Source organism: Sinorhizobium prairiense, assembly GCF_029201645.2.
GTDB classification, from domain to species: Bacteria; Pseudomonadota; Alphaproteobacteria; order Rhizobiales; family Rhizobiaceae; genus Sinorhizobium; species Sinorhizobium meliloti_A.
In genome coordinates this window covers 3,152,118-3,178,834 of the sequence record NZ_CP104131.1, presented here as the reverse complement: position 1 = coordinate 3,178,834, position 26,717 = coordinate 3,152,118, and the positions used below count along the sequence as shown (strand labels likewise).

Sequence of the window (26,717 nt, the reverse complement as noted above, 5' to 3'; positions counted from 1 at the left end):
TCAACCGGAGCCGATTCGAGGATCATGCAGAAGATCGGAATCGTGCGGGAAAGATCATTAAATATTTATCAACCCTGTCGCCATTGATAGGCGGGCCGTCCGAGGGCGTCAATTGTCAAAGCAAAACAGTCTGTTGATGAGCGCCCTCAGGCTCCCTCACGGCGCAGCACGGCGGCATAAAAACCATCGAGGCCACCGGCGAAGGGCGGTTCCAGTGGAAGCATCGCAGGTGTCGTGCGGAACTCTCCAAGCGGGGTGATCGCCTTTTCGAGCCCCGGCCAATCGGCTGCGTCGATCGGCACCCGTTCGCATCCGCCGTCGGCGACGACGCGGGCGACGACCTCCTCGCCCTCCAGCGGGTCGAGCGAGCAATTGGAAAAGACGATGAGGCCGCCGGGCTTCACCAGGGTAAGCGCATGCCGCAGCAGCCGTTCCTGCAGCCTGGCAAGCTTCTCGACGTCCGGCGGGCCTTTCGTCCAGAGCACGTCGGGATGCCGCCGGGTGGTGCCCGTCGAGGAGCAGGGGGCGTCGAGAAGCGCCGCGTCAAAGAGCTCTTCCGGCCGGAACTCGGCCATGTCGCTCTCCTTGGTCCGGGCCTCGAAGCCCAGCCGCTCGAGGTTCGCCTTGAGCCGCCGCAACCGGCTTGACGACTGATCGAGCGCAGTCACCTCCGCCCCGCGAGGACAAGCTGCGCCGTCTTGCCGCCGGGCGCAGCGCAGAGATCGACCACCTTTTTCCCGTGAATATCGCCGAAAAGGCGGGCCGGAATGGAAGCAGCCGCGTCCTGGACCCACCAGGCCCCTTCCGAAAAGCCTGAAAGCGACGGGATCGAACCGGAGAAGTCCTGAAGACGAACGGAGCCGGTCGGCAACACGGTGCCAGCGAGCCGTTCCGCCCAGGACGCCGCATCGGATTTCACGGTCACGTCAATGGCGGCGGGAACGAGCTGCGCCTCGGAGATGCGCTCGGCCTGGTCGGGACCGTAACAGGCGACGAGCCTGTCGAAGAACCAGCCGGGCATCGCCGGCACTTGCTGCAGCTTTTCGAGAATTTCGTCCTTTTCACGCGAAAGCCGCCGCAATACGGCGTTGACGAGGCTTGCGAAGCGGCGGTTGCGCGGGTCGGACTGGGCCTGTTCCACTGCGAGATCGACTGCCGAATGATCCGGAACCTCGAGATAGAGAATCTGCGCGGCGGCAACGGTAAGCACGTGTTCGAGAGCCCGCGCACCCTCGGGGAGAGGCGTTTGCAGAAGCGAGTCGATGGCCGCGCGAATGCGCGGCAGATGGCGGAGTGCCGAGTTGAGAATGGCGCGCACCAGCGCGCGATCTGCTTCGCTCAACTCGCGATAGGCCGGGTTCCCGCGCTCCGGATCGAGCATTCCGTCGAGCGGCGTCTTGCGGTCCACCACCGCTGCCAGGATCTTGGCAGCCGCCTGGCGGCTCTTCAAGCCCGGTTTGGCCGCGGCATCGGCGTCGGGCCGGGCTCCTCCCGCTCTTGAGCGATTGTGCTCGCGGGATCGTTTCGGACGTGAATCGTTCTTGCGGTTTTCGGGCATCAGGACCAGGGGCCTTTCGGCGGTTCGGAACCACCGCGACCCCAGCCGGTTCTCGGGACAGAGCGCGATTTGCGCCCTGCATTATCAGGGCGGACCGGCGCCGTCGAGCCCGTGGACGTCTCGCGGGCCATTCTCTCCAGAGCCGCCACCCGGTTCTCCGTGTTCGGATGGGTCGAGAACAGATTGTCCATCCGCTCGCCCGAGAGGGGATTGATGATGAACATATGCGCCGTCGCCGGATTGCGCTCGGCGTCATTGTTATGGATGACCTGCGCGGCACCGGCGATCTTGCGAAGCGCCGAGGAAAGCCAGAGTGGATTGCCGCAGATCTCCGCGCCGCGGCGGTCGGCGGAATATTCGCGTGTACGGCTGATCGCCATCTGTACCAGCATGGCCGCGAGCGGGGCGACGATCATCGCGATCAGCACGCCGATGAAGCCGAGCGGATTGTTGTTCTCGCGGTTGCCACCGAAGAAGAAGGCGAAATTGCCAAGCATGGAAATCGCACCGGCGAGCGTCGCCGTCAGCGTCATCGTCAAAGTGTCGCGATACTGGATATGGGCGAGCTCATGCGCCATAACCCCGGCAACCTCTTCGTAGGAGAGCGAATGCAGCAATCCCGTCGAAGCGGCGACCGCAGCGTTCTCGGGATTGCGGCCGGTGGCGAAGGCATTCGGCTGCGGGCTGTCGATGACGTAGACGCGCGGCATCGGCAGGCCGGCATTCTTCGCCAGATCGCGGACAATGCCGTAATATTCCGGCGCGCTGCGCTCGTCCACCTCCTGCGCCCGGTACATCCGCAGGACCATCCGGTCGGAATTCCAGTAGGAGAAGAAGTTCATGCCCGCGGCGATGACGAGGGCGATCATCATGCCACCGCGGCCGCCGATGACATAGCCGACGGCCATGAAGAGGACGGTCATGAAGGCAAGCAGCATTGCCGTGCGCATGAGGTTCATGAATGAGCTCCAACCATATCGGTGTCCTTTCCGCGCCTCCTGGAAAGCCGCTTGCAGCCGCTTCGTTCCATTCGGTACGCGCAAAGGTTTCACGTGAATCAAGCGTTTCCGTTCACACGGAAGTGCCTATATGATGGGTATAAACGGCCAGCTCTTCAATATCGTTACGGAAACCGCGACCGGTATGCAGAACGACAACGACAATTCTCCCGACCGCCCCAAACGTCCGCTTTCCCCGGCAGCGCTGCGCGCTCTGAAGGAGGCCGAAGAGAGGCGACGTGCCGAAGCGCCGAAGGATATGCCGGCGGAACTGGGCGGACGCGGCGGCCTCGACCCGGCTCGCTTCGGCGATTGGGAGATCAAGGGCCGCGCGATCGATTTCTGAGGGCAGGTCGTTTCAATTTCGTTTCGGTAGCGAATCGAGCGCTGCGTTCGGGGCTGGTGGAGGGCGGGGTTGAGCCCCTCATCCTAACCTTCTCCCCGCAATGCCCCTTCGCCCCGCTTGCGGGGAGAAGGTGCGGCAGCGGGATAAGTGGCTCTCGCCACCCAGCTCACATCACGCGCGGTTCTGACGATTGGCGATCAGGTCGTCGACGACACCTGGATCTGCGAGCGTCGACGTGTCGCCGAGCGAACCGAAATCGTCCTCGGCGATCTTGCGGAGAATCCGGCGCATGATCTTGCCCGAGCGTGTTTTCGGCAGGCCGGGGGCGAACTGAATCTTGTCCGGCGTCGCGATCGGCCCGATCTCCGAGCGGACGTGCTTGACGAGCGCCTGGCGCAGTTCGTCGTCTCCGACCTCGCCGGCCATCAGCGAAACGTAGCAATAGATCCCCTGACCCTTGATCGGATGCGGATAGCCGACGACCGCCGCCTCGGAAACGAGGTTGTGCGAGACGAGCGCCGATTCCACCTCCGCCGTGCCGAGCCGGTGGCCGGAGACGTTCAGCACGTCGTCGACACGGCCGGTGATCCAATAGTAGCCGTCCTCGTCGCGGCGGCAGCCGTCACCCGTGAAATACTTGCCCTTGTAGGTGGAGAAGTAGGTCTGGATGAAGCGTTCGTGGTCGCCATAGACCGTCCGCATCTGCCCGGGCCAGCTGTCGGTGATGCAGAGGTTGCCGTCGGCCGCGCCCTCTACGACCTTGCCGTCACTGTCTACGATCTGCGGCTGGACGCCGAAGAAGGGCCGCGTCGCCGAGCCGGGTTTGAGATCGGTGGCCCCCGGCAGCGGCGTGATCAGTATGCCGCCGGTCTCAGTCTGCCACCAGGTATCGACGATAGGGCAACGCTCGTCGCCGACAACGTGATAGTACCACTCCCAGGCTTCCGGATTGATCGGTTCGCCGACCGTTCCGAGCAGGCGCAGCGAAGAGCGTGAGGAGCGCTTGACGAAATCGTCGCCCGCTCCCATCAGCGAGCGGATCGCGGTCGGCGCGGTGTAGAAGATGTTGACCTTGTGCTTGTCGACCACTTCCCAGAACCGTCCCGCGTCGGGGAAGTTCGGCACGCCCTCGAACATCAGCGTCGTCGCCGCATTGGCGAGCGGCCCGTAGACGATGTAGGAGTGGCCGGTGACCCAGCCGACATCGGCCGTGCACCAGTAGATGTCGCCGTCCCGGTAGTCGAACACGTATTGATGCGTCATCGAAGCGTAGACGAGATAGCCGCCGGTCGTGTGCAGCACGCCCTTCGGCTTGCCGGTCGAGCCGGACGTATAGAGGATGAAGAGCGGGTCCTCCGCGTTCATCTTTTCCGGCGGGCAATGCGGCTCCACCGTCGCGGTCTCCTGATGATACCAGAGATCGCGGCCCGGAGCCCAGCCGACTTTGCCGCCGGTGCGGCGCACGACCAGGACCTTGCTGACCATTACGTGCTGCCTGGCAGCGATATCGACCGCCGTATCGGTATTCTCCTTGAGCGGAATCGGCTTGCCGCCGCGCAGGCCCTCGTCGCAGGTGATCACGAAGGTGGACTCGCAATCGACGATTCGGCCGGCCAGCGCCTCGGGCGAAAAGCCGCCGAAAACGACCGAATGGATCGCGCCTATGCGCGCGCAGGCGAGCATCGCATAGGCCGCTTCGGGGATCATCGGCATGTAGATGGTGACGCGGTCGCCCTTCTTGACGCCGTGCTTCTTCATGACGTTGGAAAGACGGCAGACCCTGTCGTACAGCTCGTTATAGGTGATCTTCTTGTCGAGATAGGGATTGTCTCCCTCCCAGATGATCGCGGTCTTGTCGCCGTGCGTCTTCAGGTGACGGTCGATGCAATTGTAGGACACATTGGTCAGTCCGTCTTCGAACCACTTGATCGAGACATCGCCCTCGAAGGAGGTATTCTTGACCTTTGTATAGGGCTCGAACCATTCGATCCGCTTGCCGTGCTCGCCCCAAAACTTCTCCGGATCGGCAACGCTCTCGCGATACCATTCGAGATAGGTCGCATTGTCGAGCAGCGTGCGGTTCCTGGCCGCTTCTAGGACCGGGTAGGTCTTGACGTCCATAATTTTCCTCCCTGCGCATTTCTGGTCAGATCATGGGCGGATACCGGCGGAAAACTGCGCACAGAGTTCCTCATTCCGCCCTGGATCGGCTCCCACCGGTCCTTTGCGACAATTCATAAGCAGGTCGCTTCCGGTCCGCAATTAGACAAAAGCACATTTGAAAGTGAAGAATTGCAATTTCGAGACAAGAACGGTATAGAACCCCCAATTCCCGGAAATGAGTGGTAGACTCCACGGCCCGCGACACCGGCGCGGACGGACAAAAGGACTATATCCATGGCTCAGCAACTGCTTATGCCCAAGGCAACAGCCGTCTGGCTGGTTGACAACACCGCACTCTCGTTCGACCAGATCGCGCAGTTCTGCAAGCTGCACCCGCTCGAGGTCAAGGCGATTGCCGACGGTGAATCGGCGCAGGGTATCAAGGGCCTCGATCCGATCGCTACCGGCCAGCTTTCGCGCGACGAGATCGCACGCGCCGAAGGAAATCCGAATCACAAACTCAAGCTTTCGGAGCCGAAGGTCCGCGTCCCGGACTCCAAGCGCAAGGGCCCGCGCTACACGCCGGTCTCCAAGCGTCAGGACCGCCCGAACGCCATTCTGTGGCTGGTCCGCAACCATCCGGAACTGAAGGACGCGCAGATCTCGCGTCTTGTCGGCACGACGAAGGCGACGATCGAGCAGATTCGCGAGCGCACCCACTGGAACTCCGCCAACCTGACGCCGATGGACCCGGTGACTCTCGGCCTCTGCTCGCAGATCGACCTGGACCTGGAGGTCGAGCGCGCCTCCAAGGGGCGCCCGCTTCCTTCCGCAGCCGAGACCGGCGCGACGCTCGAATCCGCGCAGGAGACCGAGAAGCTCGACTACGGCCACGATCGCGAAGAGGAGAAGGAAATCGACGCCGATGCCGTCTTCGCCAAGCTGAAGTCGCTGAAGTCGGACCGCAAGGACGACGAGGAAGACGACTACTGATCGGTTCGCCATCTGCGAGATGAGAAAACCCGGATCGCAACATCCGGGTTTTTTATTGACCGTCGCTGACGGAAAACCGTTACACGCTTTCCTGGAAGTGCTCTAAACGCCAATCCCCTTGGACCGCAACAGTTCGGTAATCTCGTCGAGGATCGACGGATCGTCGATCGTCGCCGGCATCGTCCAGGGCTGGCGGTCGATGATCTTCTGGATCGTCGAGCGCAGGATCTTGCCGGATCGCGTCTTTGGCAGCCGCTTGACGCAGACCGCCGTCCTGAAGGCGGCGACCGGCCCGATGCGCTCGCGCACGAGGCCGATGACCTCCTTCTCGATTTCTTCTGTTTCACGGGAAACATTGGCGTTGATGACCAGGAAGCCCGCCGGCACCTGCCCCTTGAGGGGATCGGCGATGCCGATCACGGCGCATTCGGCGACATCCGGATGGCTGGCGCAAACCTCTTCCATGGCCCCCGTCGACAGCCGGTGTCCCGCAACGTTGATGATGTCGTCGGTCCGCGCCATGATGAAGATATAGCCGTCCTCGTCGAGATAGCCGGCATCCGCCGTTTTGTAGAAGCCGGGATATTCCTCGAGATAGGCCGCATGGAAGCGGTGATCGGCATTCCAGAGCGTCGGCAGGCAGCCGGGCGGCAAAGGCAGCTTGATCACGACATTGCCGAGCGTGCCGGTTTCCACCGGGTGGCCCGCGTCGTCGACGACCTGCACGTCGTAGCCGGGGAGGGGAACCGCCGGGGAACCGTATTTTACCGGCAGGAGGCCGAGACCCAATGGATTGCCGGCGACGGGCCATCCTGTTTCCGTCTGCCACCAGTGATCGATCACCGGAACCTTCAGCGCCCGTTCCGCCCAGCGGATCGTGTCCGGGTCGGCCCGCTCGCCGGCAAGATAGAGCGCCCGGAACCGCGACAGGTCGTAACGGCCTGCATGGACAGCTTCCGGATCCTCTTTCCGGATCGCTCGCAGCGCCGTCGGCGCGGTGAACATGACGGCGACGCCGTGTTCGGAAATCACGCGCCAATAGGTTCCGGGGTCGGGCGTCCCGACTGGCTTTCCTTCGAAGAGGATCGACGTGCAGCCGTTGAGGAGCGGCCCGTAGACGATGTAGGAATGACCGACCACCCAACCGATGTCGGAAGCCGCCCAGAACACGTCGCCGGCATTGACGCCGAAGAAGTTCTCCATCGACCATTTGAGCGCGACCATATGGCCGCCATTGTCCCGCACGACGCCTTTCGGCTGACCGGTCGTCCCGGACGTATAGAGGACATAAAGCGGATCGGTGGAGGCGACCGGCGTGCAAGAGGCTTCCTCACCGGCGTCTCTGGCCTGCGCAAGCGCCTCGGCGAAATCGATGTCGCGGCCGCGAATCATCGAGGCGGCGAGCATATCGCGCTGATAGATCAGGCAATGGGCCGGCTTGTGCCTGGCCGTTTCGATCGCCTGATCGAGCAGAGGCTTGTAGGCGACGGTCCGACCGGGCTCCAGCCCGCAGCTTGCCGAGACGACGAGCTTTGCCTGGCAATCATCGATGCGCATGGCGAGTTCGTTGGCGGCAAAGCCGCCGAAAACGACAGAATGCACCGCGCCGATCCGCGCTGCCGCGAGCATGGCGATCGCCGCCTGCGGAATCATCGGCATGTAGATGATGATGCGATCGCCCTTGTCGACGCCCAGCTTGCGGTAGATTGCAGCCATTGCCTTCACATCGGCGAGCAGCTCCGCATAGGAGATCCTCTCGATCCGGCCGGTGACGGGGCTGTCATAGATAAAGGCCGGCTGCTCGCCTCGGCCGGCCTCGACATGCCGGTCGAGGCAGTTGTGGCAGGTGTTGGTGACGCCGTCCGGAAACCAGTGGCCATAGGTGCCGCCGGCAGGCTCGAAAATGCGCGCCGGCCGCTCGAACCAGTCAATCGCCGATGCGGCATCTGCCCAGAAGCCGTGCGGATCGGCCTTCCACGCGGCATACACTTCGGAATAGCGGCTCGCCATATCCGTTTCCTCCCACTCGCTCTCCGGACGAGAAGCCCGGTTCCTCCACTTCGCAAGATAGGCGAACGGAGGTAAACGGGAACCCCGACCAAAGGGTAATGGGATTGGAACTCAGCGCGCTCCGAAAATGGCGGAGCCTACCCGCACGCCGGTGGCGCCGAAGGCGATTGCCGTTTCGAAATCGCCCGACATGCCCATGGAGAGCCTGGAAAGGCCGCACTGATCGGCAAGCTTGGCGAGCAGGGCGAAGTGCGGTCCCGGATTTTCGTCCAGCGGGGAATGCACATCAGTCCTTCGATGTTCAGAGCCAACTCGTCACGGCAAAGCCCGACGAAAGCGGCCGCGTCGTCCGGCGCGATGCCAGCTTTCTGCGGCTCGAGACCCGTGTTCACCTGAACATAGAGGCGGATATCGCGCCCCTGGCGCTGCATTTCGGCGGCGACCGCGCGCGCGATCTTCTCCCTGTCGATCGTCTCTATGACGTCGAAGAGCGCAACGGCGTCTGCAGCCTTGTTGGATTGCAGCGGACCGATCAGGTGCAGCTCGATGTCCGGGGTCTCACGCTTGAGCGCGGGCCATTTCGCTTGCGCCTCCTGCACGCGGTTCTCGCCGAAGAGGCGCTGGCCAGCCTCAATCACCGGCCGGATCGTCTCGGCGTCGAAGGTTTTCGACACGGCCACCAGACTGACGGCATTTTCCGAACGCTTCGCCGACTTCTCACTTGCGCGAATCCGGCTCAGCACTTCGTTCAGCCGTTCCTCGACTTCCATTCCACGCTCCCGTTCAAGATCGTCTAGACATCTTCGCTTGCGGCTTATTGAAACTTGCAACGCTTGCCAAGTCCAGCGCAACCCGGAGCGGGCGGGTTCGCTTTGGGCGCGGCGTTATCCTTCCCGCGCTTGAAATGCCAAATCGAAGGGATCGCCCGGCGAATCCTTCAAAACTTGACGCTTGGGGCGTTTCGTGGTGAAGGTCACGCCAGCTATCACGCGCGGGCGCTCGCGCCCGGCAGAATTTCCGGAACATCGACAAAGACATGGCTACCGAACGATATAATCCGCGCGATGCCGAACCGCGCTGGCAGCACCAATGGGAAGCGGGCAAGGTCTTCGAGACGAAGAACGACGATCCGCGCGACAAATATTACGTCCTGGAGATGTTCCCCTATCCGTCCGGGCGGATCCACATGGGTCACGTGCGCAATTACACGATGGGCGACGTGGTCGCCCGCTACAAGCGCGCCCGCGGCTTCAACGTGCTGCACCCGATGGGCTGGGACGCCTTCGGCATGCCGGCGGAAAACGCTGCCATGGAGCGCGGCGTTCATCCGGCGAGCTGGACCTACCAGAACATCGCCTCGATGAAGGCGCAGCTCAAGGTCATGGGGCTTTCGCTCGACTGGAGCCGGGAGTTTGCGACCTGCGATCCCGAATATTACCAGCGCCAGCAGCATCTTTTCCTCGATTTCCTTGAAAAAGGCCTGGTCTACCGAAAGCAATCGAAGGTCAACTGGGACCCGGTCGACAATACCGTGCTCGCCAACGAGCAGGTGATCGAAGGCCGCGGCTGGCGCTCCGGCGCGCTCGTTGAACAGCGCGAGCTGACGCAATGGTTCTTCCGCATCACCGACTTCAGCCAGGATCTGCTCGACGCGCTCGACACGCTCGACGAGTGGCCCGAAAAGTGCGGCTGATGCAGAAAAACTGGATCGGCCGTTCGGAAGGGCTGTCGGTGCGGTGGGAGCTCGATCCGGCGACGGTCCCCGGCGAGGAGAAGGAAGTCACCGTCTATACGACGCGGCCCGATACGCTGTTCGGCGCCTCCTTCCTGGCGATCTCCGCCGATCATCCGCTCGCCAGGGATGCCGCGGCCAAGAACGCCGAGATCGAAGCCTTCTGCGAGGAATGCCGGCGCGCGGGCACGTCGCTCGCCGCACTGGAGACGGCGGAGAAGAAGGGCATCGACACCGGCATCCGCGCGCGGCACCCCTTCGATCCGAACTGGGAGCTGCCGGTCTACGTCGCCAATTTCGTGCTGATGGACTACGGCACCGGCGCCATCTTCGGCTGCCCTTCGGGCGACCAGCGCGACCTGGACTTCGCCCGCAAATACGATCTGCCGGTCGTTCCGGTGGTGATGCCGAAGGATGCCGATCCGCAGACCTTCACGATCGGCGACGAGGCCTATGACGGCGACGGCGTGATGATCAATTCGCGCTTCCTCGACGGGCTCTCGGCGCAAGAGGCGTTCGAGACCGTCGCCTCCAGACTCGAAAACGATCTGCTGAACGGCACGCCGCGTGGCGAGCGCAAAGTCAATTTCCGCCTGCGCGACTGGGGCATTTCCCGCCAGCGCTACTGGGGCTGCCCGATCCCGGTCATCCATTGCGACGACTGCGGCGTCGTTCCGGTGCCGAAGGCAGACCTGCCCGTGACGCTGCCGCCGGACGTGACCTTCGACAAGCCCGGCAATCCGCTCGACCGTCACCCGACTTGGCGTCACGTCGCCTGCCCGCAATGCGGCAAGGACGCACGCCGGGAAACCGACACGATGGATACCTTCGTCGATTCCTCCTGGTACTTCACCCGCTTCACGGCGCCCTGGGAGGACAACCCGACGGATCCGAAAGCGGCCAATCACTGGCTGCCGGTCGACCAGTATATCGGCGGCATCGAGCATGCGATCCTGCATCTGCTCTATTCGCGCTTCTTCACCCGCGCGATGAAGGCGACCGGCCACGTGGCCCTGGACGAGCCTTTCAAGGGGCTGTTCACGCAGGGCATGGTCGTCCACGAGACCTATAGCCGCGGCGAAGGCGCGCAGCGGGAATGGATCACGCCCGCCGAAATCCGCGTCGAGGAAACAGACGGACAGCGGCGCGCGGTCCACATCGAGACCGGCGAGGAAATTGCCATCGGCTCGATCGAGAAGATGTCGAAGTCGAAGAAGAACGTCGTCGACCCGGATGACATCATCGGCTCCTACGGGGCCGACACTGCACGCTTCTTCGTGCTCTCCGATTCGCCGCCGGATCGCGACGTTATCTGGTCCGAAGCAGGCGTCGAAGGCGCCCATCGCTTCGTGCAGCGCGTCTGGCGTCTTCTGACCGAGGCCGCGGAGAAGCTGCGTGCCGTCGATACCGCACCGGCAAGCGGAGGCGAGGGGCTTGCCGTGTCCCAGGCCGCGCATCGCACTCTCAAGGCGGTAGAGGCCGACTATGACAAGCTCGCCTTCAACAAGGCGGTCGCACGCATTTACGAACTGGTGAATGCCATGGCCGGCCCGCTGACGCAGGTCGCGAGCGGCAAGACGGACAACGCTCTGACTGCTGCGGTAAAGGACGCCGCCACGATCCTGATCAACCTGATCGCGCCGATGATGCCGCATCTTGCGGAAGAATGCTGGCGGGAGATCGGCGGCAAAGGTCTGATCGCCGAGATGCCCTGGCCGAAATTCGATGCTGCGCTCATCGTCGAGAACGAGATCACGCTGCCGGTCCAGGTCAACGGGAAAAAGCGCGCCGATTTGACAATCGCGCGCGACGCAGATCAGAGTGCGATCGAAAGCGCCGTGCTCGCACTCGACGCCGTCAAGGCCGCGCTCAACGGCGGCAGCCCGAAGAAGATCATCGTCGTGCCTCAGAGGATCGTCAATGTCGTTGTCTGATATAGCTGGCTTCCGTCTTCGGTCCTTGGGCTTCGTAGCCGGCGCATTGTCGCTCGCGGCACTTGGCGGCTGCCAGGTCAGGCCCCTTTATTCCGACGGTCCTACCGGTTCGACCTCTGTTGCGCTTGCCGCGATCGAGATTTCGGAAGCCGACGATCGCGTCGAGCAGGAAGTCCGAAATGCCCTCGTCTTCCTGACGTCGCGTGGTCAAGGCGAACCGGTCAATCCGCAATATCATCTGGCGCTCAGCGTCTCGCACCGGACGATGGGCGTGCTCTATGAGAGCACGGATCTCGACAATGACGACGACGACGCCGGAGCCGGCCGCATCGTCGTGAAAGCGGACTACAACCTGACCAAGACCGCCACCGGCGAAACCGTGAAGTCAGGGAACCGGACGGCCGTCGCTTTGGTCGACTTCCCCCAGCAGGAATTCGCCAAGATACGCGCCGTGCGCGATGGCGAGAATCGCGCCGCCAAGGAACTGGCGGAGATCATCGGGGCCGACCTCGCAGCCGCTCTCGGCCGCTGATCCGTTCGTCAGATGAGCGAGGTCAAGTCGCACGAATTCGATAATTTCCTGCAGCGATCTGCGGCGATCTACCGGCTTTTCCTGCTCTACGGTCCCGATCGCGGCCTCGTCTCGGAACGCGCGTCCGAACTCGCCGGCAGCTTCGGCCTTCCTCTCGATGATCCTTTCGCCGTCGTCAAGCTTGATGCCGGGTCATTGCAGGGCGCGGGAAGCGTGCTGGACGAAGTCAATGCCATCGGTCTTTTCGGCGGCGATAAGCTGGTCTGGGTGCGCGGTGCGTCCGCTGAGAAGGCGCTCACCGAAGCGCTGCAGATTCTCGCGACCGACCCGCCCGCCGGCGCCCGGCTCATCATAGAAGCGGGCGACCTCAAGAAGGGGGCGGCGCTCAGGAAAGTGGGCGAGACTTCCCGCTCCGTCGCTTCGATCGCCTGCTACAGCGACGACGTCAGGGGCCTGCAAGCACTTGTCGACAAGGAACTTTCGGAAGCGGGCCTTCGCATCGGTCCCGCCGCACGCGAACGTCTGGTGGAGGCGCTCGGGGGCGACCGCATGGCATCGCGCAACGAGCTCCGGAAACTCGCCCTCTATTGCCGCGGCAAGGATTTGGTCGACGAGGACGACGTTCTCGGCATCGTCGGCGACGCCAGCGCCATTTCGGTCGATGATGCGGTCGATGCGGTATTGAAGGGCGACGCCGACGCGCTGCTGCACGCGATGAAGAAGATCACGACATCCAAGACGCCGCCTTTCCTCGTGCTTCAGGCCTGCCTGAGGCAATTCCAGCAGCTCGACGTGATGCGTGCCGAAATGGATGCGGGCCGCCAGTCCGCGGGTCAGGTCGTCGCAAGCCTTGGCCGCGGCCTCCACTTCCGCCGCAAGCCGGTTGTCGAAGCGGCGCTGAAACACTGGACCGCTCCGGCGATCCGGCGCGAATTGGGCCGCCTGCAGGCGACCATCTATCAAAGCCGCAGCCGCCAGAGCCTCGAGGAAAGTCTGGTGATCCAGAATCTCCTGGCGATCACGATCCAGTCTGCGCGGCGTTGAGGGTGTTCGTCAACGCCGCTCGAGCAGCCGGCAAATCTCTTCCAATTGGTCGAGCGTCTTGTATGTAATCTTGAGATGCCCGCCGCTGGCCTTGTGGTTGACGCTCACTTCCAGGCCGAGGCTATCGGACAGGGTGCGCTCCAGCGCCAGCGTATCGGCGTCCTTCTCCTCACGCTGGCGGCCCTTTGCGTAGTTGGGATCGTTCTGCGATTTGATGTCGTTCTGCGCCAGCCGTTCGGCCTCGCGGACCGAAAGACCTTTCGAGACGACCGCACGCGCCAAGGTCACCGGGTCCGATGTGGGTATAAGCGCGCGGGCGTGGCCCGCGGAAAGGCTGCCATCGGAAAGCATGTCGCGCACGGGCTCCGGCAGCTTCAGAAGGCGAAGGCTGTTCGCAACATGGCTCCGGCTCTTGCCGATGATGTCGCCGAGATCGTTCTGCGTGTAGCCGTGTTCCGCGATCAGTTGCTCGTAGCCCAGGGCCTCTTCGAGGGGGTTGAGGTCGGAGCGCTGAACGTTCTCGACAATGGCGATCTCCAGCGCCGTCCTGTCGTCGACATCGCGCACGATGACCGGTATTTCGGTGAAGCCCGCAAGTTGCGCCGCGCGCCAGCGCCTTTCACCGGCAATGATCTCATAGCGGTCGTGACCGACGGTGCGCACGACGACCGGCTGAACGATCCCGTGCTGGCGGATCGAGCTTGCAAGGTCCTGAAGCTCAGCCTCGTCGAACTGTCGGCGGGGGTTGCGAGGGTTGCGGGAAACGAACTCGATCGGGATCCGCCGATCGGCGCTGATTGCGGCGGCCGGAGCCGCGCCGGTGTGCAGCGGCTGGTCCATTTCGCCGATCAAGGCGGCAAGGCCGCGACCCAGACGCCTCTTGGAGCTGTCATCGTTCATCTGACACCTGATTAGTTACGCTACCGAAACGATTAAGCGGCCTTCCGCTGCCTCTCGCGCTGAATGACTTCCGAGGCCAGTTGGAGATAAGCCTGACTTCCGGCGCATTTGAGATCATAAAGAATGGCCGGCTTGCCGTAGGAAGGGGCCTCGGACACCCGCACGTTGCGGGGAATGAGGGTATGATAAACCTTATCTCCCAAATGCAAGCGAACGTCACTGACGACTTGCTGGGCAAGATTGTTCCGGGAATCGAACATGGTCAGCACGATTCCCTGAATATCGAGGCCTGGATTCACCGTCTGCCGCACCTGCTCGACCGTCTCCAGCAGCTGGCTCAAGCCTTCGAGGGCAAAAAACTCGCACTGCAATGGTACGAGAACCGAATGCGCGGCTGCCATTGCATTCATCGTCAAAAGATTGAACGATGGCGGGCAGTCGACCAGCACATAGGAATAAGCAAGAGCATCCACCGAAGCCAAAGCCTTACGGAGCCGGAAAACCCGATCCGATTCCTTGGAAATCTCCATTTCGACGCCGAGCAGATCCATGGTCGAAGGCACGATGGCCAGATTTGGCACCGCCGTATCCTGAGCAATCTGGCCGATCGAATGGGTCCCCATCATCAGCTCGTAGGAAGACAGATGCCGGGCACGACGCTGGATACCGAGCCCGGTGCTGGCATTGCCTTGCGGATCGAGATCGACGATCAGCACCCTTTCACCGATGGCGGCGAGCGCAGTAGCAAGATTGATGGCCGTCGTCGTTTTGCCGACGCCGCCCTTCTGATTGGCAATAGTGATGATCCGATTCTTTGGGCCAAACATGTTTCGCTCGCCTATCACTTCGTCCGACGTGAAAGATTTGCAATCTCGAGCACAACCGAATCCGGCTCGACGACACTTGCATGTTTTATCAGATCGAATTGAAAGCGGCTAACGGCTTTGTCGACTTCCTGCTGATAATCCCGCCCTTTGTGAAAGAATGCCACCGTTTTGGAGTCTTCCATGAGCATCCATGGCGCACAATGATCGAGCAGTTGGCTCAGATCGGCGAGCGCACGCGCCGAAATCGCGTCGCAATTCGGAATTTCAGCCGGTGCCGCTTCGATTCGAATCGGATGAACGGAACCCCTGGCACCGATTTCCCTGAGCGCGACGCGTAAAAAGGCAGCCTTCTTGTTATTGCTCTCGACCAGGTGAACCCATCCGTTCTCTGCCTCGGAAAGACAAATGGCCGTAATGACACCGGGAAATCCTCCGCCGCTTCCGAGATCGACCCAGGTCTTCGGGGCAGGGGAGAGTTGATAAAGCTGGAGGCTATCGAGGATATGCCGCTGCCATAGATCCCCTAGCGTCGAGGGGGCGACGAGATTGATCGATCGCGCCCATTTCTGGAAGAGGGAGGCAAAATGCTCGAGCTTTTCGACCGTTTCACGTGAAACACGCAATCCGTTCAGTGCCGGAACTATACTCGCTTGCATTGTATACCCTATCCACCCACACGTTGTGCCTGGCGATCCTGCCTTCGTAGCCAAGACAGAATGAGAGATATCGCCGCGGGCGTCACGCCATCGACCTTCATAGCCTGGGCGAGGTTCCGCGGCTTGTGGTGTGCCAATTTTTGCTTCAACTCGTTCGAAAGGCCGGGAAGCACGTCGTAATTGAAATCATCCGGTATGGTCGTATTTTCGTCACGCCTTACACCGGCAATGTCAGTGGCCTGGCGATCCATATAGACAGCATAGGCCGCATCGATCTCCAGCGCCTCGACCACCCCGGCCGGAATGTTTTGAAGTTCGGACCATACCGGTTTCAAGGCGGCTATCGACTGATCCGGATAAGAGAGGATATCGAAAGCGGTACGACGCTGGCCGTCCTGATTGAGCTTCAGGCCGAAACGCTTGCCCTCGCTTGGCGTAACCGAAAGTGACTGCAGGAGCCTGCGTCCCGTCTCGAAGGAATGCTTCCATGCCTCGAAGCGTTGACGGCGCGCGTCGCCGACACATCCGAGCGCAACACCCGCCGGCGTCAACCGCATATCGGCATTGTCTGCGCGCAGCGACAGCCTGTATTCCGCCCGCGAAGTAAACATACGATAGGGTTCGCTTATGCCCCGCGAAGTCAGGTCATCAATCATCACGCCGATATAGGAGTCCGTGCGGCTGAAGACATAGGGAGCCCGTCCGCTCGCGCGAAGCGCGGCATTCAAACCGGCAACGAGCCCCTGAGCTCCGGCTTCTTCATATCCCGTCGTGCCGTTTATCTGACCCGCAAGATACAGTCCGGGCATTTTGCGCACGCCCAAGGAGAGTTCCAGCTCCCGCGGATCGACATGATCGTACTCGATCGCGTAACCCGGCTGGAGAATCTTGACCTGCTCCAGACCGGGAATCGTACGAATGAAGGCGTCCTGCACATCCTCGGGAAGGGAGGTCGAAATCCCGTTCGGATAGACGGTGTCATCGTCTAGTCCCTCCGGCTCCAGAAAGATCTGGTGACCATCTCTCTCGCCGAAGCGGACGATCTTGTCCTCGATAGAGGGGCAGTAGCGTGGGCCAACGCCTTCGATCTGTCCCGAATACATCGCGGACTGGTGAATGTTATCGGCGATAATCTTATGCGTCGCATCCGTGGTCCGCGTCACGCCGCAATCGATCTGGCGATTGATGATTGCATCGGTCATGAAGGAGAACGGGACCGGATTTTCGTCCGGACCTTGCCGCCCGACGCGGTCCCAGTCGACCGTGCGTCCGTCCAGGCGCGCCGGCGTGCCGGTCTTCAATCGACCAAGCTGCAGGCCGAAGCGCCGCAGTGTCTCAGAGAGACCCAGGGACGGTTCCTCGCCCACTCGACCGGCGGGTATCTTGCGCTGGCCGATATGAATGAGGCCCTTTAGAAATGTGCCGGTCGTGAGAACGACGGCTGATGCGCGAAAGACTCGGCCGTCCTTCATAATCACGCCACGAACCACACCGTCTTCGGTCAACAGGTCGAAGGCATCCCCTTCGATCACCGAGAGGTGCTCGATCCCGTCGATCTCCCGCTGCATCGCCTCGCGATACAGCTTGCGGTCTGCCTGAGTACGGGGTCCGCGCACTGCGGGCCCCTTGCGCCGGTTGAGAAGCCGGAACTGAATACCCGCGGCATCGGCCACACGTCCCATGAGGCCGTCGAGCGCATCGATCTCCCGTACGAGGTGGCCCTTGCCCAACCCGCCGATCGCGGGGTTGCAGGACATTACTCCGATCGTATTCCTTTTATGTGTGATGAGAACCGTACGGGCGCCGAGCCGCGCGGAAGCAGAGGCAGCCTCGCAACCTGCGTGGCCTCCACCGATCACAATGACATCATAGTCCATCTCAGACATGCTCCAGCCTAGCTTGCTCAGCTTCCGCCTTGATTGTCAGTTCATGCCGTCGAGTCAAGGGCGTTTCACGTGAAACGCCCGAGGCGACTCGCCTGCGTTGTATCCGTCGCGTTATTTTCCGATACAGAACTCGGAGAATATCACGTCCAAAAGGTTCTCCACATCGACCCGCCCAGTAATCCTACCCAGGGCATCTCCTGCTTGCCGAAGCTGCTCAGCACGCAGTTCGAGTTCGGAAGAACTCAGGCTCCGCTCCAGCGCCGAACTGGCCTGTCGCAGACAATCGACGTGGCGCTTCCGGGACGGCATCGCGAGGGCTGTCTTACCGGCCAGATCGGGGAGATGCGACTGCAGTGCCGCCAATAGATCGGCCATGCCTTCACCGGTCCTCGTGGAAAGAAAAATGTCCGCATCCGATGCAGCCCATCGTGGTGAGGGGCGGTCGACCTTGGTTGCAACCCGAATGACGGGGACCGTTTCCGGAAGAGCCTCATCAAGCCGGAATGCTCCCGGTTTTTCCGATAACAGAAGGACAAGATCGGCATCGGCGATAACCTGCCGGGCTCTCCGAATACCCTCCCGCTCCACAAGCTCATCCGTTTCACGAAGTCCCGCCGTATCGAAGAGTTTAACTGAGAATCCGGCTAACGAAAGATCTACGGACAGAACGTCGCGTGTCGTTCCTGCAACCTCCGTCACGATAGCGATGTCCCTTCGGGCCAGTGCATTCAGCAAGCTCGACTTGCCTGCGTTCGGCTCACCGGCAATGACGATCTTGAGCCCGTCCCGGATGATTTCGGCCAGGCCGGCGCGCGCGATATGGCCATCGATTTCCTGCCGGAGTCTGCCGATATCCTCCCAGATCGCGGCGCTGACGGAACCCGGCACATCGTCTTCATCCGCAAAGTCGAGCTCTGCCTCGATCATTGCCCGCGAATGGGTCAGCCGTCGGGCCCAACCGGCATAGAGTGCGGATTGTCCGCCGCCGGAATGCTCTATGGCGAGACGACGCTGCATTTCCGTCTCTGCAGCAATCAGGTCGGCCAGCCCCTCCACCTCCACCAGATCAAGCTTGCCGTTCTGAAAGGCCCGCCTTGCGAACTCTCCGGCCTCCGCATGCCGTAGCCCCTCAGTTGCGGCGAGCTCCTCGAGGATGGCGCTTACCACGGCTCGTCCACCGTGAACCTGCAATTCGCAGCAATCTTCACCGGTGAAAGACGCTGGCGCCGGGAAATAGAGCACCAGGCCGCTGTCCAGCGTTTCACCGTTTCGAGTCCGAATCGTTCTGAGCGCCGCGATGCGTGGCGCAGGCAGGGCTCCGCAAAGTCGCACCAGCGCATCAGCAGTCGCCGGACCGCTCACACGTATAATGGCAACGCCTGCAGGCAGCGAGCCGCTCGAAAGAGCGTAGATCGTATCGGTCGATGGCATCGGCTTACCGGTTTACGCAATGACCAGCAGGTTTGACGCCGGCCATACCCGCCATTTCGGCACATTGAACATTGGGGATCGGGCAGAGCCTCGGAAGCGCAATTGGTGCGACACTCGTCCGGCTATCGCGAAGCCGCCTTATGCACCGAGCCGCGCTCGAAATCAAGTGTCGCTCTGTTTGGGCGCATATCCACCTCGGCGTTTCACGTGAATCACTCCCGTCCCGGGATCACGGCCGATAGGGGAAAACGGCGGCAGAAGGAAGTGCTCCATCCCGGATACGCGAGAGGCCGGCGCTGGGCGGCGCCGGCCTCTCGGCTGAGAAAGAGAGTCTTGCTCTTACGTATTCATCGAGTCGAAGAAGTCGCCGTTGGTCTTCGTCTGCTTCAGTTTGTCGATGAGGAACTCGATCGCGTCGGTGGTGCCCATCGGCGCGAGAATGCGGCGCAGCACGAAGATCTTCTGCAGGTCCTGACGCGGGACCAGGAGGTCCTCCTTACGCGTGCCGGACTTCAGAATGTCCATGGCCGGGAAGATGCGCTTGTCGGCGACCTTGCGGTCGAGGACGATTTCCGAGTTGCCGGTGCCCTTGAACTCTTCGAAGATGACTTCGTCCATACGGCTACCGGTGTCGATCAGAGCCGTTGCGATGATCGTCAGCGATCCGCCTTCCTCGATGTTGCGGGCCGCGCCGAAGAAGCGCTTCGGACGCTGCAGGGCGTTTGCGTCGACACCGCCGGTCAGTACCTTGCCCGATGAGGGAACGACCGTGTTGTAGGCGCGGCCGAGACGGGTGACCGAGTCGAGCAGGATCACCACATCGCGACCGTGTTCGACGAGGCGCTTGGCCTTTTCGATCACCATCTCGGCGACCTGGACGTGGCGTGTCGCCGGCTCGTCGAAGGTCGAGGACACCACCTCGCCCTTGACCGAGCGCTGCATGTCAGTCACTTCCTCCGGTCGCTCGTCGATCAAAAGGACGATCAGGTAGCATTCCGGATGGTTCGCCGTGATCGAATGCGCGATGTTCTGGAGAAGCACCGTCTTACCGGTGCGCGGCGGCGCGACGATCAGGCCACGCTGGCCCTTGCCGAGCGGCGCGACTAGATCGATGACGCGCGCGGAGAGATCCTTGGACGTCGGGACCTCGAGTTCCATCTTGAAGCGCTCGTTCGGATAGAGCGGCGTCAGGTTGTCGAAGTGAACCTTGTGGCGGATTTTTTCCGGATCGTCGAAGTTGATCGTGTTGACCTTCAGAAGTGCGAAATAGCGTTCGCCTTCCTTCGGCCCGCGGATCGGGCCCTCGACCGTGTCGCCGGTCTTCAATGAGAAGCGGCGGATCTGCGACGGCGAAATGTAGATATCGTCGGGACCGGGGAGATAGTTCGCATTCGCCGAGCGCAGAAATCCGAATCCGTCCTGCAGGACCTCGACGACGCCCTCGCCGATAATCTCGATCTCCTGCTGAGCCAGCATTTTGAGGATCGCGAACATCAGCTCCTGCTTGCGCATCGTGCTGGCATTCTCCACCTCGAGCTCTTCGGCAAAGGCCAGGAGGTCGGTCGGCGTCTTGTTCTTAAGTTCTTGAAGCTTCATTTCAGCCATGAAGGGTCCGTGCTTGATAGGGGATTGGGAGCCGGCGCGATTTGTCAGGGAGCTGCGAGGGGGGAAGAGGCAGGCTCTAAAACTTCGTCACAGGCCACAGGAAGAAGGAGATGAGGGAAAATAGCGATTCACGTGAAGCGCCGCAAGGGGTCGCGGCAAATTAGCAGCAACTATTGCAGCTGCGAATCGATTGAATTCAAAATGGTTTCACCACGACGAGGATGACGATGGCGATCATCAGCAAGGTTGGCGCCTCGTTCATCAGCCGCCAATAGCGCGCGTCGCGGCGATTCTCGTCCCGCTGGAAGGCTTTCACCGCGCGGCTGAAATGCACATGCACCAGCGTCAGCAGAAGAACGCAGAGAATCTTCGCATGCAGCCAGCCGCCTATAAAGCCGTAGACGCTCCAGGCGAGGTAAAGTCCGAGCACCCAAGAGATCATCATGGCCGGATTCATGATGACCTTGAGCAGTCGCTGTTCCATCATCTTGAAAGTCTCGGACTGTTCCGACCCGGGCGCTGCATCGGTGTGATAGATGAACAGACGCGGCATGTAGAGCAGCGCCGCCATCCAGGAGATCACCGCGATGATGTGGAGCGCCTTGATCCACAGATAGAGGTCGTCCGGCTGCCCGGCGAAGAGGCCGATCAGCAAAGCCGCAAAGGCCGCGACCGCGATCGCCGCACGAAGGCGCGCCCGTTTACCCGGAACGCTGTCGGTTTGGCGTTCCCCTCTCATAGCTGTCCTTTCATCGCGATCCTCGAACGCGGGCGACGAGTGCGGCAACGTGATCCGGATCGGCGTCCGGCGTTATGCCGTGGCCGAGATTGAAGATCAGCGGCCCCTGGCCGAGGACGTCCAGGATGCGATCGGTTCCATGCTCCAGCGCCGCGCCACCTGCCACGACCCGTACCGGATCGAGATTGCCCTGAACGGGCCCGTCCTTCTGCAATTCGGCCGCGAAGGAGAGCGGCACCGACCAGTCGAGGCCGATTGCATCCGCACCGGTCGCCTGCCGATAATTCTTCAGCAGAAGGCCCGCACCTTTCGCGAAAGCGATGATTCTCGCCGAGGGGCGGCGCGCGCGGACGGATGCGATCATCCGCCGGACGGGCTCGATCGCGAAACGCTGAAACTCCTCCTCGCCGAGCACACCGGCCCAGGAATCGAAGATCTGCACCGCATCGGCGCCGGCATCGATCTGCTCTACCAGATAGTCGGCGGAAATATCGGCGAGCAGCGTCAGAAGCCGCTCGAAAGCCTTAGGATGACGGTAGGCGAAAAGACGCGCAGGCGCCTGGTCCGGCGTCCCGCGGCCGGCGATCATATAGGTCGCCACCGTCCAGGGCGCCCCGCAGAAACCGAGGAGCGTGGTGTCCGTCGGCAGTTCGCGTCTCAGCCGGCCGACGGTCTCGAAAACAGGAGCCAGGTGAGCGATGACGCCATCGGGTCGCAGCCGGCCAATCCCGTCCTCGTCGATCGGGTCCATCCGTGGCCCCTGTCCCTCTTCGAAGCGGACATTGCGCCTGAGCCCATCGGGCACCACGAGAATATCGGAGAAAAGGATCGCGGCGTCGAAGCCGTAGCGGCGGATCGGCTGTAAGGTCACTTCGACCGCGAGATCCGGCGTGTAACAGAGGTCGAGAAAGCTTCCGGCCGTCGCACGCACCGCCCTGTATTCGGGGAGATAGCGTCCTGCCTGTCGCATCAGCCAGATGGGGGGAGGGGTGAGCGTTTTGCCGCTCAAAACCTCCAGCACTTTGCGATGCGTTCCGCTCACTTGCCGCTTCCTAATCTAAAAATAAAACTGAATTTATAAGGTTTCTATTTCTTAGAGTCGGTGGGTATCAAGGATTAAAATCGATCCTCACCCTATCCAGTCCGCCTCAATCTCCGGCAAAGAGGCGGGAGGGATTCCGGCCAATTTGCGCGTTGAGCGGGGAAACCCGGGAAAACACTGCAGAGTCAGTCCTTTGCCGGCGGTCTGGAGTTTGCGGTTCCTGTGGATGAGGAGTCGATCCGCGTGACAATTTGTCGTGGCCATGAGTCTTGTCCACATGCCTGGGCAAGAGATTTCCGGTTCGGTGTCAGATGTGAACAAGTCGCCGCTTTTCCACTTGCCTGAAGCCAGGCGCCGCCGTTAGCTGTTTTTGTCCCGCCTTATCAACAGACCGCGGAGAATTGCGTGGAGAACCGCAAAAACTACTTCCATCTGCATCTGATCTCCGATTCGACCGGCGAAACTCTGATCGCCGCCGGTCGAGCGGCTGCTGCGCAATTCCAGACCTCCCATGCGCTGGAACACGTCTATCCGCTGATCCGCAACCGGAAGCAGCTGATGCAGGTCATGGACGCGGTCGACGGGGCACCGGGGATCGTCCTCTACACGATCGTCGACCGGGAACTTGCGGGCCTCATCGATCAGCGATGCCGCGAGATCGGCGTGCCCTGCGTCTCGGTTCTCGACCCGATCATCGAACTTTTCCAATCCTATCTCGGCTCGCCCTCGCGCCGCCGCTCCGGCGCGCAGCATGTCATGGATGCCGAATATTTCGCCCGGATCGAGGCGTTGAACTTCACGATGGATCATGACGACGGTCAGATTCCCTCCGATTTCAACGAGGCGGATGTGGTCCTTGTGGGTGTGAGCCGCACGTCGAAAACACCGACGAGCATCTATCTCGCCAATCGCGGTATAAAGACGGCGAACATTCCGATCGTGCCGGGCGTGTCCCTGCCCGATGCGCTCCTGAAGGCGACGAAACCGCTCATCGTCGGGCTCATCGCTTCGGCCGAGCGCCTCTCCCAGGTGCGCCAGCATCGCGTGCTCGGAACGACTCAGAACTTCCACGGGGAAGATTATACCGACCGGGCGGCGATCGCCGAGGAGCTGAAATATGCCCGCTCGCTTTGCGCGCGCAACAACTGGCCGCTGATCGACGTGACGCGGCGCTCGATAGAGGAGACTGCCGCCGCAATCGTTGCCCTGCGGCCGCGGCTTAGATAGAGCGAGCCGCAAGAACAGCTTGCAGACCGCGAACACGGAACCGGAAAAATGAAATCCTTGCTCGTATTGGCCTCGGCCAGTCCTTTTCGTCGCACTCTGCTTGCCAATGCAGGACTGGCCTTCGAGGCCCGGGCCGCCGCGATCGACGAGCGTGCGCTCGAGCAGCCGCTGGAAGCGTCTGGTGCTTCGCCGGTCGATGTCGCCCTGGCGCTTGCCGAAGCCAAGGGGAAGGATGTCGCACGGCATTTTCCGAACGCCCTTGTCATCGGTTCGGATCAGACGATGTCGCTTGGAACCCGCGTCTATCACAAGCCCCGGGACATGACGGAAGCCGCCGAGCATCTCCGGTCGCTCTCGGGCAGGACGCACAGTCTCAACAGCGCGATCGTTCTCGTGCGCGGCGACGAGGTCGTTTGGCGGCACGTCTCCACTGCGAAGATGACCGTGCGGCCATTGAGCGATGGCTTCATAGATCGACATCTTGCAAGGGTGGGCGAGAAGGCGCTGACAAGCGTCGGCGCCTATCAGCTCGAAGGCGAGGGCATCCAGCTCTTTGAGACCATCGAGGGCGACTATTTCACCATACTCGGCCTGCCGATGCTGCCGCTTCTCTCCAAACTCCGCGAACTGGGTGCGATCGATGCATGATTCACGTGAAACATTTGTTAACCATGCCTTTGTAACCGGCTATCCGGTGAAGCATTCGCGATCGCCGCTCATTCATGGCCATTGGCTGAAGCAGTTCGGAATTCGGGGAAGCTACCGGGCCCACGAGGTCACGCCCGAGGCCTTTCCCGATTTCATGCGGCAGATCAAGGAAGGAAGAACCGACTTCTGCGGCGGAAATGTCACGATTCCGCATAAGGAGGCCGCCTTCCGGCTGGCTGATCGGCCGGACGAGCTCAGCGCCGAACTCGGAGCGGCCAACACCCTCTGGCTCGAAAATGGAGAAATCCGCGCGACGAACACCGACGGGCGTGGCTTCGTCGCCAATCTGGACGAGAACGCCAAAGGATGGGACCGCATCTCGGCCGCGGTGATTCTCGGTGCCGGCGGCGCCAGCCGAGCGGTGATCCAGGCGATCCGGGACCGAGGGGTCAAGACGATCCATGTGGTGAACCGCACCCCGAGAGGGCGAGGGAACTGGCCGATCGCTTCGGCACGGCGGTGCACGCACATTCGATGGCGGCGCTTCCCGAGGTCGTTTCCGGCGCCGGGCTCTTCGTCAACACGACCTCGCTCGGCATGAACGGCGAGCCGGCGCCGGCGATCGACTTTTCGGGCCTGGCGCCAGACGCCGTCGTCACCGACATCGTCTACGTGCCATTGAAGACGCCGCTGTTGCGGCAGGCGGAAGAGCAGGGCTTCCGCACCGTCGACGGACTTGGCATGCTTCTCCATCAGGCAGTGCCCGGATTCGAGAAATGGTTCGGTCTGAGGCCGGTCGTCGACGAAACGCTAAGACAGATCATCATCAGCGATATGGACAGGCACGCATGATCATCGTCGGGCTTACCGGCTCCATCGGAATGGGAAAATCGACCGCTGCGGGCATGTTCCGGGAACTCGGCGTGCCGGTGAACGATGCCGACGAAGTGGTGCATATGCTCTATAGCGGCGAAGCGGTGGCGCCGGTCGAAGCGGCCTTTCCGGGCGTCGCCAAGGGCGGCGTCATCGACCGGGCCGAGCTTTCGCTTCGGCTTGTTGCGGCGCCCGAGCGGCTGGCCGAGCTGGAACGGATCGTCCATCCGCTGGTGCGCGCCAAGGAGCAGGAGTTCGTTGCGCGGCACAGAGCGGACGGTGCGCCTTTCGTGCTGCTGGATATTCCGCTCCTCTTCGAGACCAAGGCGGAAGCGCGCCTCGACCGCATCGTCGTCGTGACCTGCGATCCGGAGATGCAGAGGGAACGCGTCATGAAGCGCCCGGGAATGACCGCCGAGAAGTTTGCGATGATCCTCGAGCGGCAGGTGCCCGACAGCGAGAAGCGCGCCCGCGCCGACTATATCGTCGACACCAGCGACAGCTTCGACGTCACACGGCAGCAGATCCGTGCGATCGTCGATGATTTGCGGGCGGCTTAACCTTCGCAAACCCCCCTGACCCTAGCCGTCTCCCGCATGCGGGGAGAGGGAACGAGTACGACGCTGCCGCGAGTTTCCTTCGCCCGCATGTGGGGAGAAGGTGGCCGGCAGGCCGGATGAGGGGCGGCGATGGCCTTCAATTGCGCAGCAAATAACATTAAGAATGGAGGGCAGCTTCGGGTGATTCGTCCCGAAACATCGTCCACAGGGCTCCCGCATGCGTGAAATCATCTTCGATACGGAAACGACCGGCCTCGACAACCGCGAGGACCGGGTAATCGAGATCGGCGGAATCGAGCTCGAGAACCAGTTTCCGACGGGGCGCACGATCCATATCTATATCAATCCGGGGGAGCGCAAGGTTCATCCGGAAGCCCTGGCCGTTCACGGCATCACCGACGAGTTTCTGAAAGACAAGCCGCCCTTTGCCGATGTCGCCCGGGAGATCGTCGATTTCTTCGGCGATGCCCGTTGGGTCGCCCACAACGCCACCTTCGATATCGGCTTCATCAATGCGGAGTTCGAGCGGCTCGGCCTGCCGCCGATCGGCAGCGACCGAGTTATCGACACTCTGGCTCTTGCCCGCCGCAAGCACCCGATGGGACCGAATTCGCTCGATGCACTCTGCCGTCGCTACGGTATAGACAACTCCCATCGAACCAGGCACGGGGCCCTGCTCGACTCCGAGCTGCTTGCCGAGGTCTATATCGAGATGATCGGCGGCCGCCAGGCCGCGCTTGGTCTCGTGATGACGGAGACGGATGGCCGGTCGATGGAGGCCGACGACGGACCGGTCGTCGTCATCAAAAGGGAGCGGCCTTTGCGGCCACGATTGACGGAGGCAGAAATCGCTGCCCATGCGGCGCTCGTCGCGAAGATCGGCGCGAATGCGATCTGGGAGAAATACAGCGAAGCCGACTATGCCCTCAGATCGGAAGCCGTTTAGAGCACTTCCAGGAAAAGTGTCTAACGGTTATCCGTCCGCAAGTGCGTAGGATCAAATGCTCCAGGCCTGTCCGTATCGCGGCGCTGCGGGTCTCTCAAGCGAATCGCGCAGGCCGGGCATAAAAACC

The 26,717-nt window shown here is 61.8% G+C and carries 19 protein-coding genes and 4 pseudogenes; 10 read left to right on the top strand and 13 right to left on the bottom strand.

Annotation, left to right across the window (positions count from 1 at the left end; all coding sequences use genetic code 11):
• Positions 1-146: 146 nt before the first annotated feature.
• Positions 147-1,558, bottom strand: a pseudogene (locus tag N0Q91_RS18015) (transcription antitermination factor NusB).
• On the bottom strand, positions 1,558-2,517 hold the full coding sequence (gene htpX / locus N0Q91_RS18010) for a zinc metalloprotease HtpX (RefSeq protein ID WP_100672643.1): 960 nt from the start codon (positions 2,515-2,517) through the stop codon (positions 1,558-1,560). The pseudogene N0Q91_RS18015 and the gene htpX overlap by 1 nt, the downstream one beginning before the upstream one ends.
• Before the next feature lie 130 nt (positions 2,518-2,647).
• On the opposite strand from htpX, the gene N0Q91_RS18005 reads away from it, so the two are divergent.
• Complete coding sequence (locus N0Q91_RS18005) at positions 2,648-2,902, top strand: DUF1674 domain-containing protein (protein WP_003531755.1); 255 nt, start codon at positions 2,648-2,650, stop codon at positions 2,900-2,902.
• Positions 2,903-3,073: 171 nt separating this feature from the next.
• On the opposite strand, the gene acs is transcribed toward N0Q91_RS18005, so the two are convergent.
• Positions 3,074-5,023, bottom strand: a complete 1,950-nt coding sequence (gene acs, locus N0Q91_RS18000; protein WP_275597103.1) for an acetate--CoA ligase — start codon at positions 5,021-5,023, stop codon at positions 3,074-3,076.
• 276 nt (positions 5,024-5,299) lie between these two features.
• Here acs and N0Q91_RS17995 point away from each other — a divergent pair, with 276 nt between their 5' ends.
• Positions 5,300-5,998, top strand: a complete 699-nt coding sequence (locus N0Q91_RS17995; protein WP_018098706.1) for a DUF1013 domain-containing protein — start codon at positions 5,300-5,302, stop codon at positions 5,996-5,998.
• Positions 5,999-6,100: 102 nt separating this feature from the next.
• On the opposite strand, the gene N0Q91_RS17990 is transcribed toward N0Q91_RS17995, so the two are convergent.
• Together N0Q91_RS17990 and N0Q91_RS17985 are read right to left on the bottom strand one after the other, a co-directional pair.
• A complete protein-coding gene (locus N0Q91_RS17990) occupies positions 6,101-8,008 on the bottom strand; it encodes a propionyl-CoA synthetase (RefSeq protein WP_275597102.1) in 1,908 nt (635 codons plus the stop codon).
• A gap of 111 nt (positions 8,009-8,119) precedes the next feature.
• Positions 8,120-8,778: pseudogene (locus N0Q91_RS17985) on the bottom strand (YggS family pyridoxal phosphate-dependent enzyme).
• A gap of 266 nt (positions 8,779-9,044) precedes the next feature.
• On the opposite strand from N0Q91_RS17985, the pseudogene leuS reads away from it, so the two are divergent.
• The 3 genes and pseudogenes from leuS (at position 9,045) to holA (ending at position 13,250) form a co-directional block, all read left to right on the top strand.
• Positions 9,045-11,674 (top strand): annotated as a pseudogene (leuS, locus tag N0Q91_RS17980) (leucine--tRNA ligase).
• A complete protein-coding gene (locus tag N0Q91_RS17975; protein ID WP_275597101.1) occupies positions 11,661-12,206 on the top strand; it encodes an LPS assembly lipoprotein LptE in 546 nt (181 codons plus the stop codon). The pseudogene leuS and the gene N0Q91_RS17975 overlap by 14 nt, the downstream one beginning before the upstream one ends.
• A gap of 12 nt (positions 12,207-12,218) precedes the next feature.
• Positions 12,219-13,250, top strand: coding sequence for a DNA polymerase III subunit delta (gene holA / locus N0Q91_RS17970; RefSeq protein WP_275597100.1), 1,032 nt, complete (start codon positions 12,219-12,221; stop codon positions 13,248-13,250).
• Between the two features lie 9 nt (positions 13,251-13,259).
• Here the strand turns inward: holA and N0Q91_RS17965 are convergent, their stop codons facing one another.
• The 8 genes from N0Q91_RS17965 to hemE form a co-directional block, all read right to left on the bottom strand.
• Positions 13,260-14,150, bottom strand: coding sequence for a ParB/RepB/Spo0J family partition protein (locus N0Q91_RS17965; protein ID WP_275597099.1), 891 nt, complete (start codon positions 14,148-14,150; stop codon positions 13,260-13,262).
• A 32-nt stretch (positions 14,151-14,182) separates the two neighbouring features.
• Entirely contained in the window at positions 14,183-14,977 is a 795-nt protein-coding gene (locus tag N0Q91_RS17960) for a ParA family protein (RefSeq protein WP_100672635.1), read from the bottom strand.
• A 14-nt stretch (positions 14,978-14,991) separates the two neighbouring features.
• Positions 14,992-15,633 carry a 16S rRNA (guanine(527)-N(7))-methyltransferase RsmG gene (rsmG, locus tag N0Q91_RS17955; protein ID WP_275598152.1) on the bottom strand — a complete coding sequence of 214 codons (642 nt, stop codon included), beginning with the start codon at positions 15,631-15,633 and terminating at the stop codon, positions 14,992-14,994.
• An 8-nt stretch (positions 15,634-15,641) separates the two neighbouring features.
• A complete protein-coding gene (mnmG, locus tag N0Q91_RS17950; protein ID WP_275597098.1) occupies positions 15,642-17,519 on the bottom strand; it encodes a tRNA uridine-5-carboxymethylaminomethyl(34) synthesis enzyme MnmG in 1,878 nt (625 codons plus the stop codon).
• A 111-nt stretch (positions 17,520-17,630) separates the two neighbouring features.
• Complete coding sequence (gene mnmE / locus N0Q91_RS17945; protein WP_275597097.1) at positions 17,631-18,950, bottom strand: tRNA uridine-5-carboxymethylaminomethyl(34) synthesis GTPase MnmE; 1,320 nt, start codon at positions 18,948-18,950, stop codon at positions 17,631-17,633.
• A 339-nt stretch (positions 18,951-19,289) separates the two neighbouring features.
• The gene (rho, locus tag N0Q91_RS17940; RefSeq protein ID WP_010970587.1) at positions 19,290-20,555 is read right to left on the bottom strand and encodes a transcription termination factor Rho; all 1,266 of its coding nucleotides are present in this window, start codon (positions 20,553-20,555) and stop codon (positions 19,290-19,292) included.
• A gap of 196 nt (positions 20,556-20,751) precedes the next feature.
• Positions 20,752-21,294 carry a protoporphyrinogen oxidase HemJ gene (gene hemJ / locus N0Q91_RS17935; RefSeq protein WP_275597096.1) on the bottom strand — a complete coding sequence of 181 codons (543 nt, stop codon included), beginning with the start codon at positions 21,292-21,294 and terminating at the stop codon, positions 20,752-20,754.
• Positions 21,295-21,304: 10 nt separating this feature from the next.
• Positions 21,305-22,336 (bottom strand): uroporphyrinogen decarboxylase, encoded by a 1,032-nt coding sequence (gene hemE, locus N0Q91_RS17930; protein ID WP_275597095.1) that lies wholly within the window; start codon positions 22,334-22,336, stop codon positions 21,305-21,307.
• Between the two features lie 405 nt (positions 22,337-22,741).
• Between hemE and N0Q91_RS17925 the strand changes: the two genes are divergently transcribed.
• The 5 genes and pseudogenes from N0Q91_RS17925 to dnaQ all read left to right on the top strand — a co-directional run bounded on the left by N0Q91_RS17925 (position 22,742) and on the right by dnaQ (position 26,590).
• Positions 22,742-23,563 (top strand): pyruvate, water dikinase regulatory protein, encoded by an 822-nt coding sequence (locus N0Q91_RS17925; protein ID WP_100672629.1) that lies wholly within the window; start codon positions 22,742-22,744, stop codon positions 23,561-23,563.
• Positions 23,564-23,611: 48 nt separating this feature from the next.
• Positions 23,612-24,211, top strand: coding sequence for a Maf-like protein (locus N0Q91_RS17920; protein ID WP_275597094.1), 600 nt, complete (start codon positions 23,612-23,614; stop codon positions 24,209-24,211).
• A pseudogene (locus N0Q91_RS17915) lies at positions 24,204-25,063 on the top strand (shikimate dehydrogenase). The gene N0Q91_RS17920 and the pseudogene N0Q91_RS17915 overlap by 8 nt, the downstream one beginning before the upstream one ends.
• Positions 25,060-25,644 (top strand): dephospho-CoA kinase, encoded by a 585-nt coding sequence (gene coaE / locus N0Q91_RS17910; RefSeq protein ID WP_275599937.1) that lies wholly within the window; start codon positions 25,060-25,062, stop codon positions 25,642-25,644. The pseudogene N0Q91_RS17915 and the gene coaE overlap by 4 nt, the downstream one beginning before the upstream one ends.
• Positions 25,645-25,861: 217 nt before the next feature.
• Positions 25,862-26,590: a DNA polymerase III subunit epsilon gene (dnaQ, locus tag N0Q91_RS17905; protein ID WP_100672625.1), complete on the top strand. Its 729-nt coding sequence runs from the start codon at positions 25,862-25,864 to the stop codon at positions 26,588-26,590.
• Positions 26,591-26,717 lie beyond the last annotated feature (127 nt).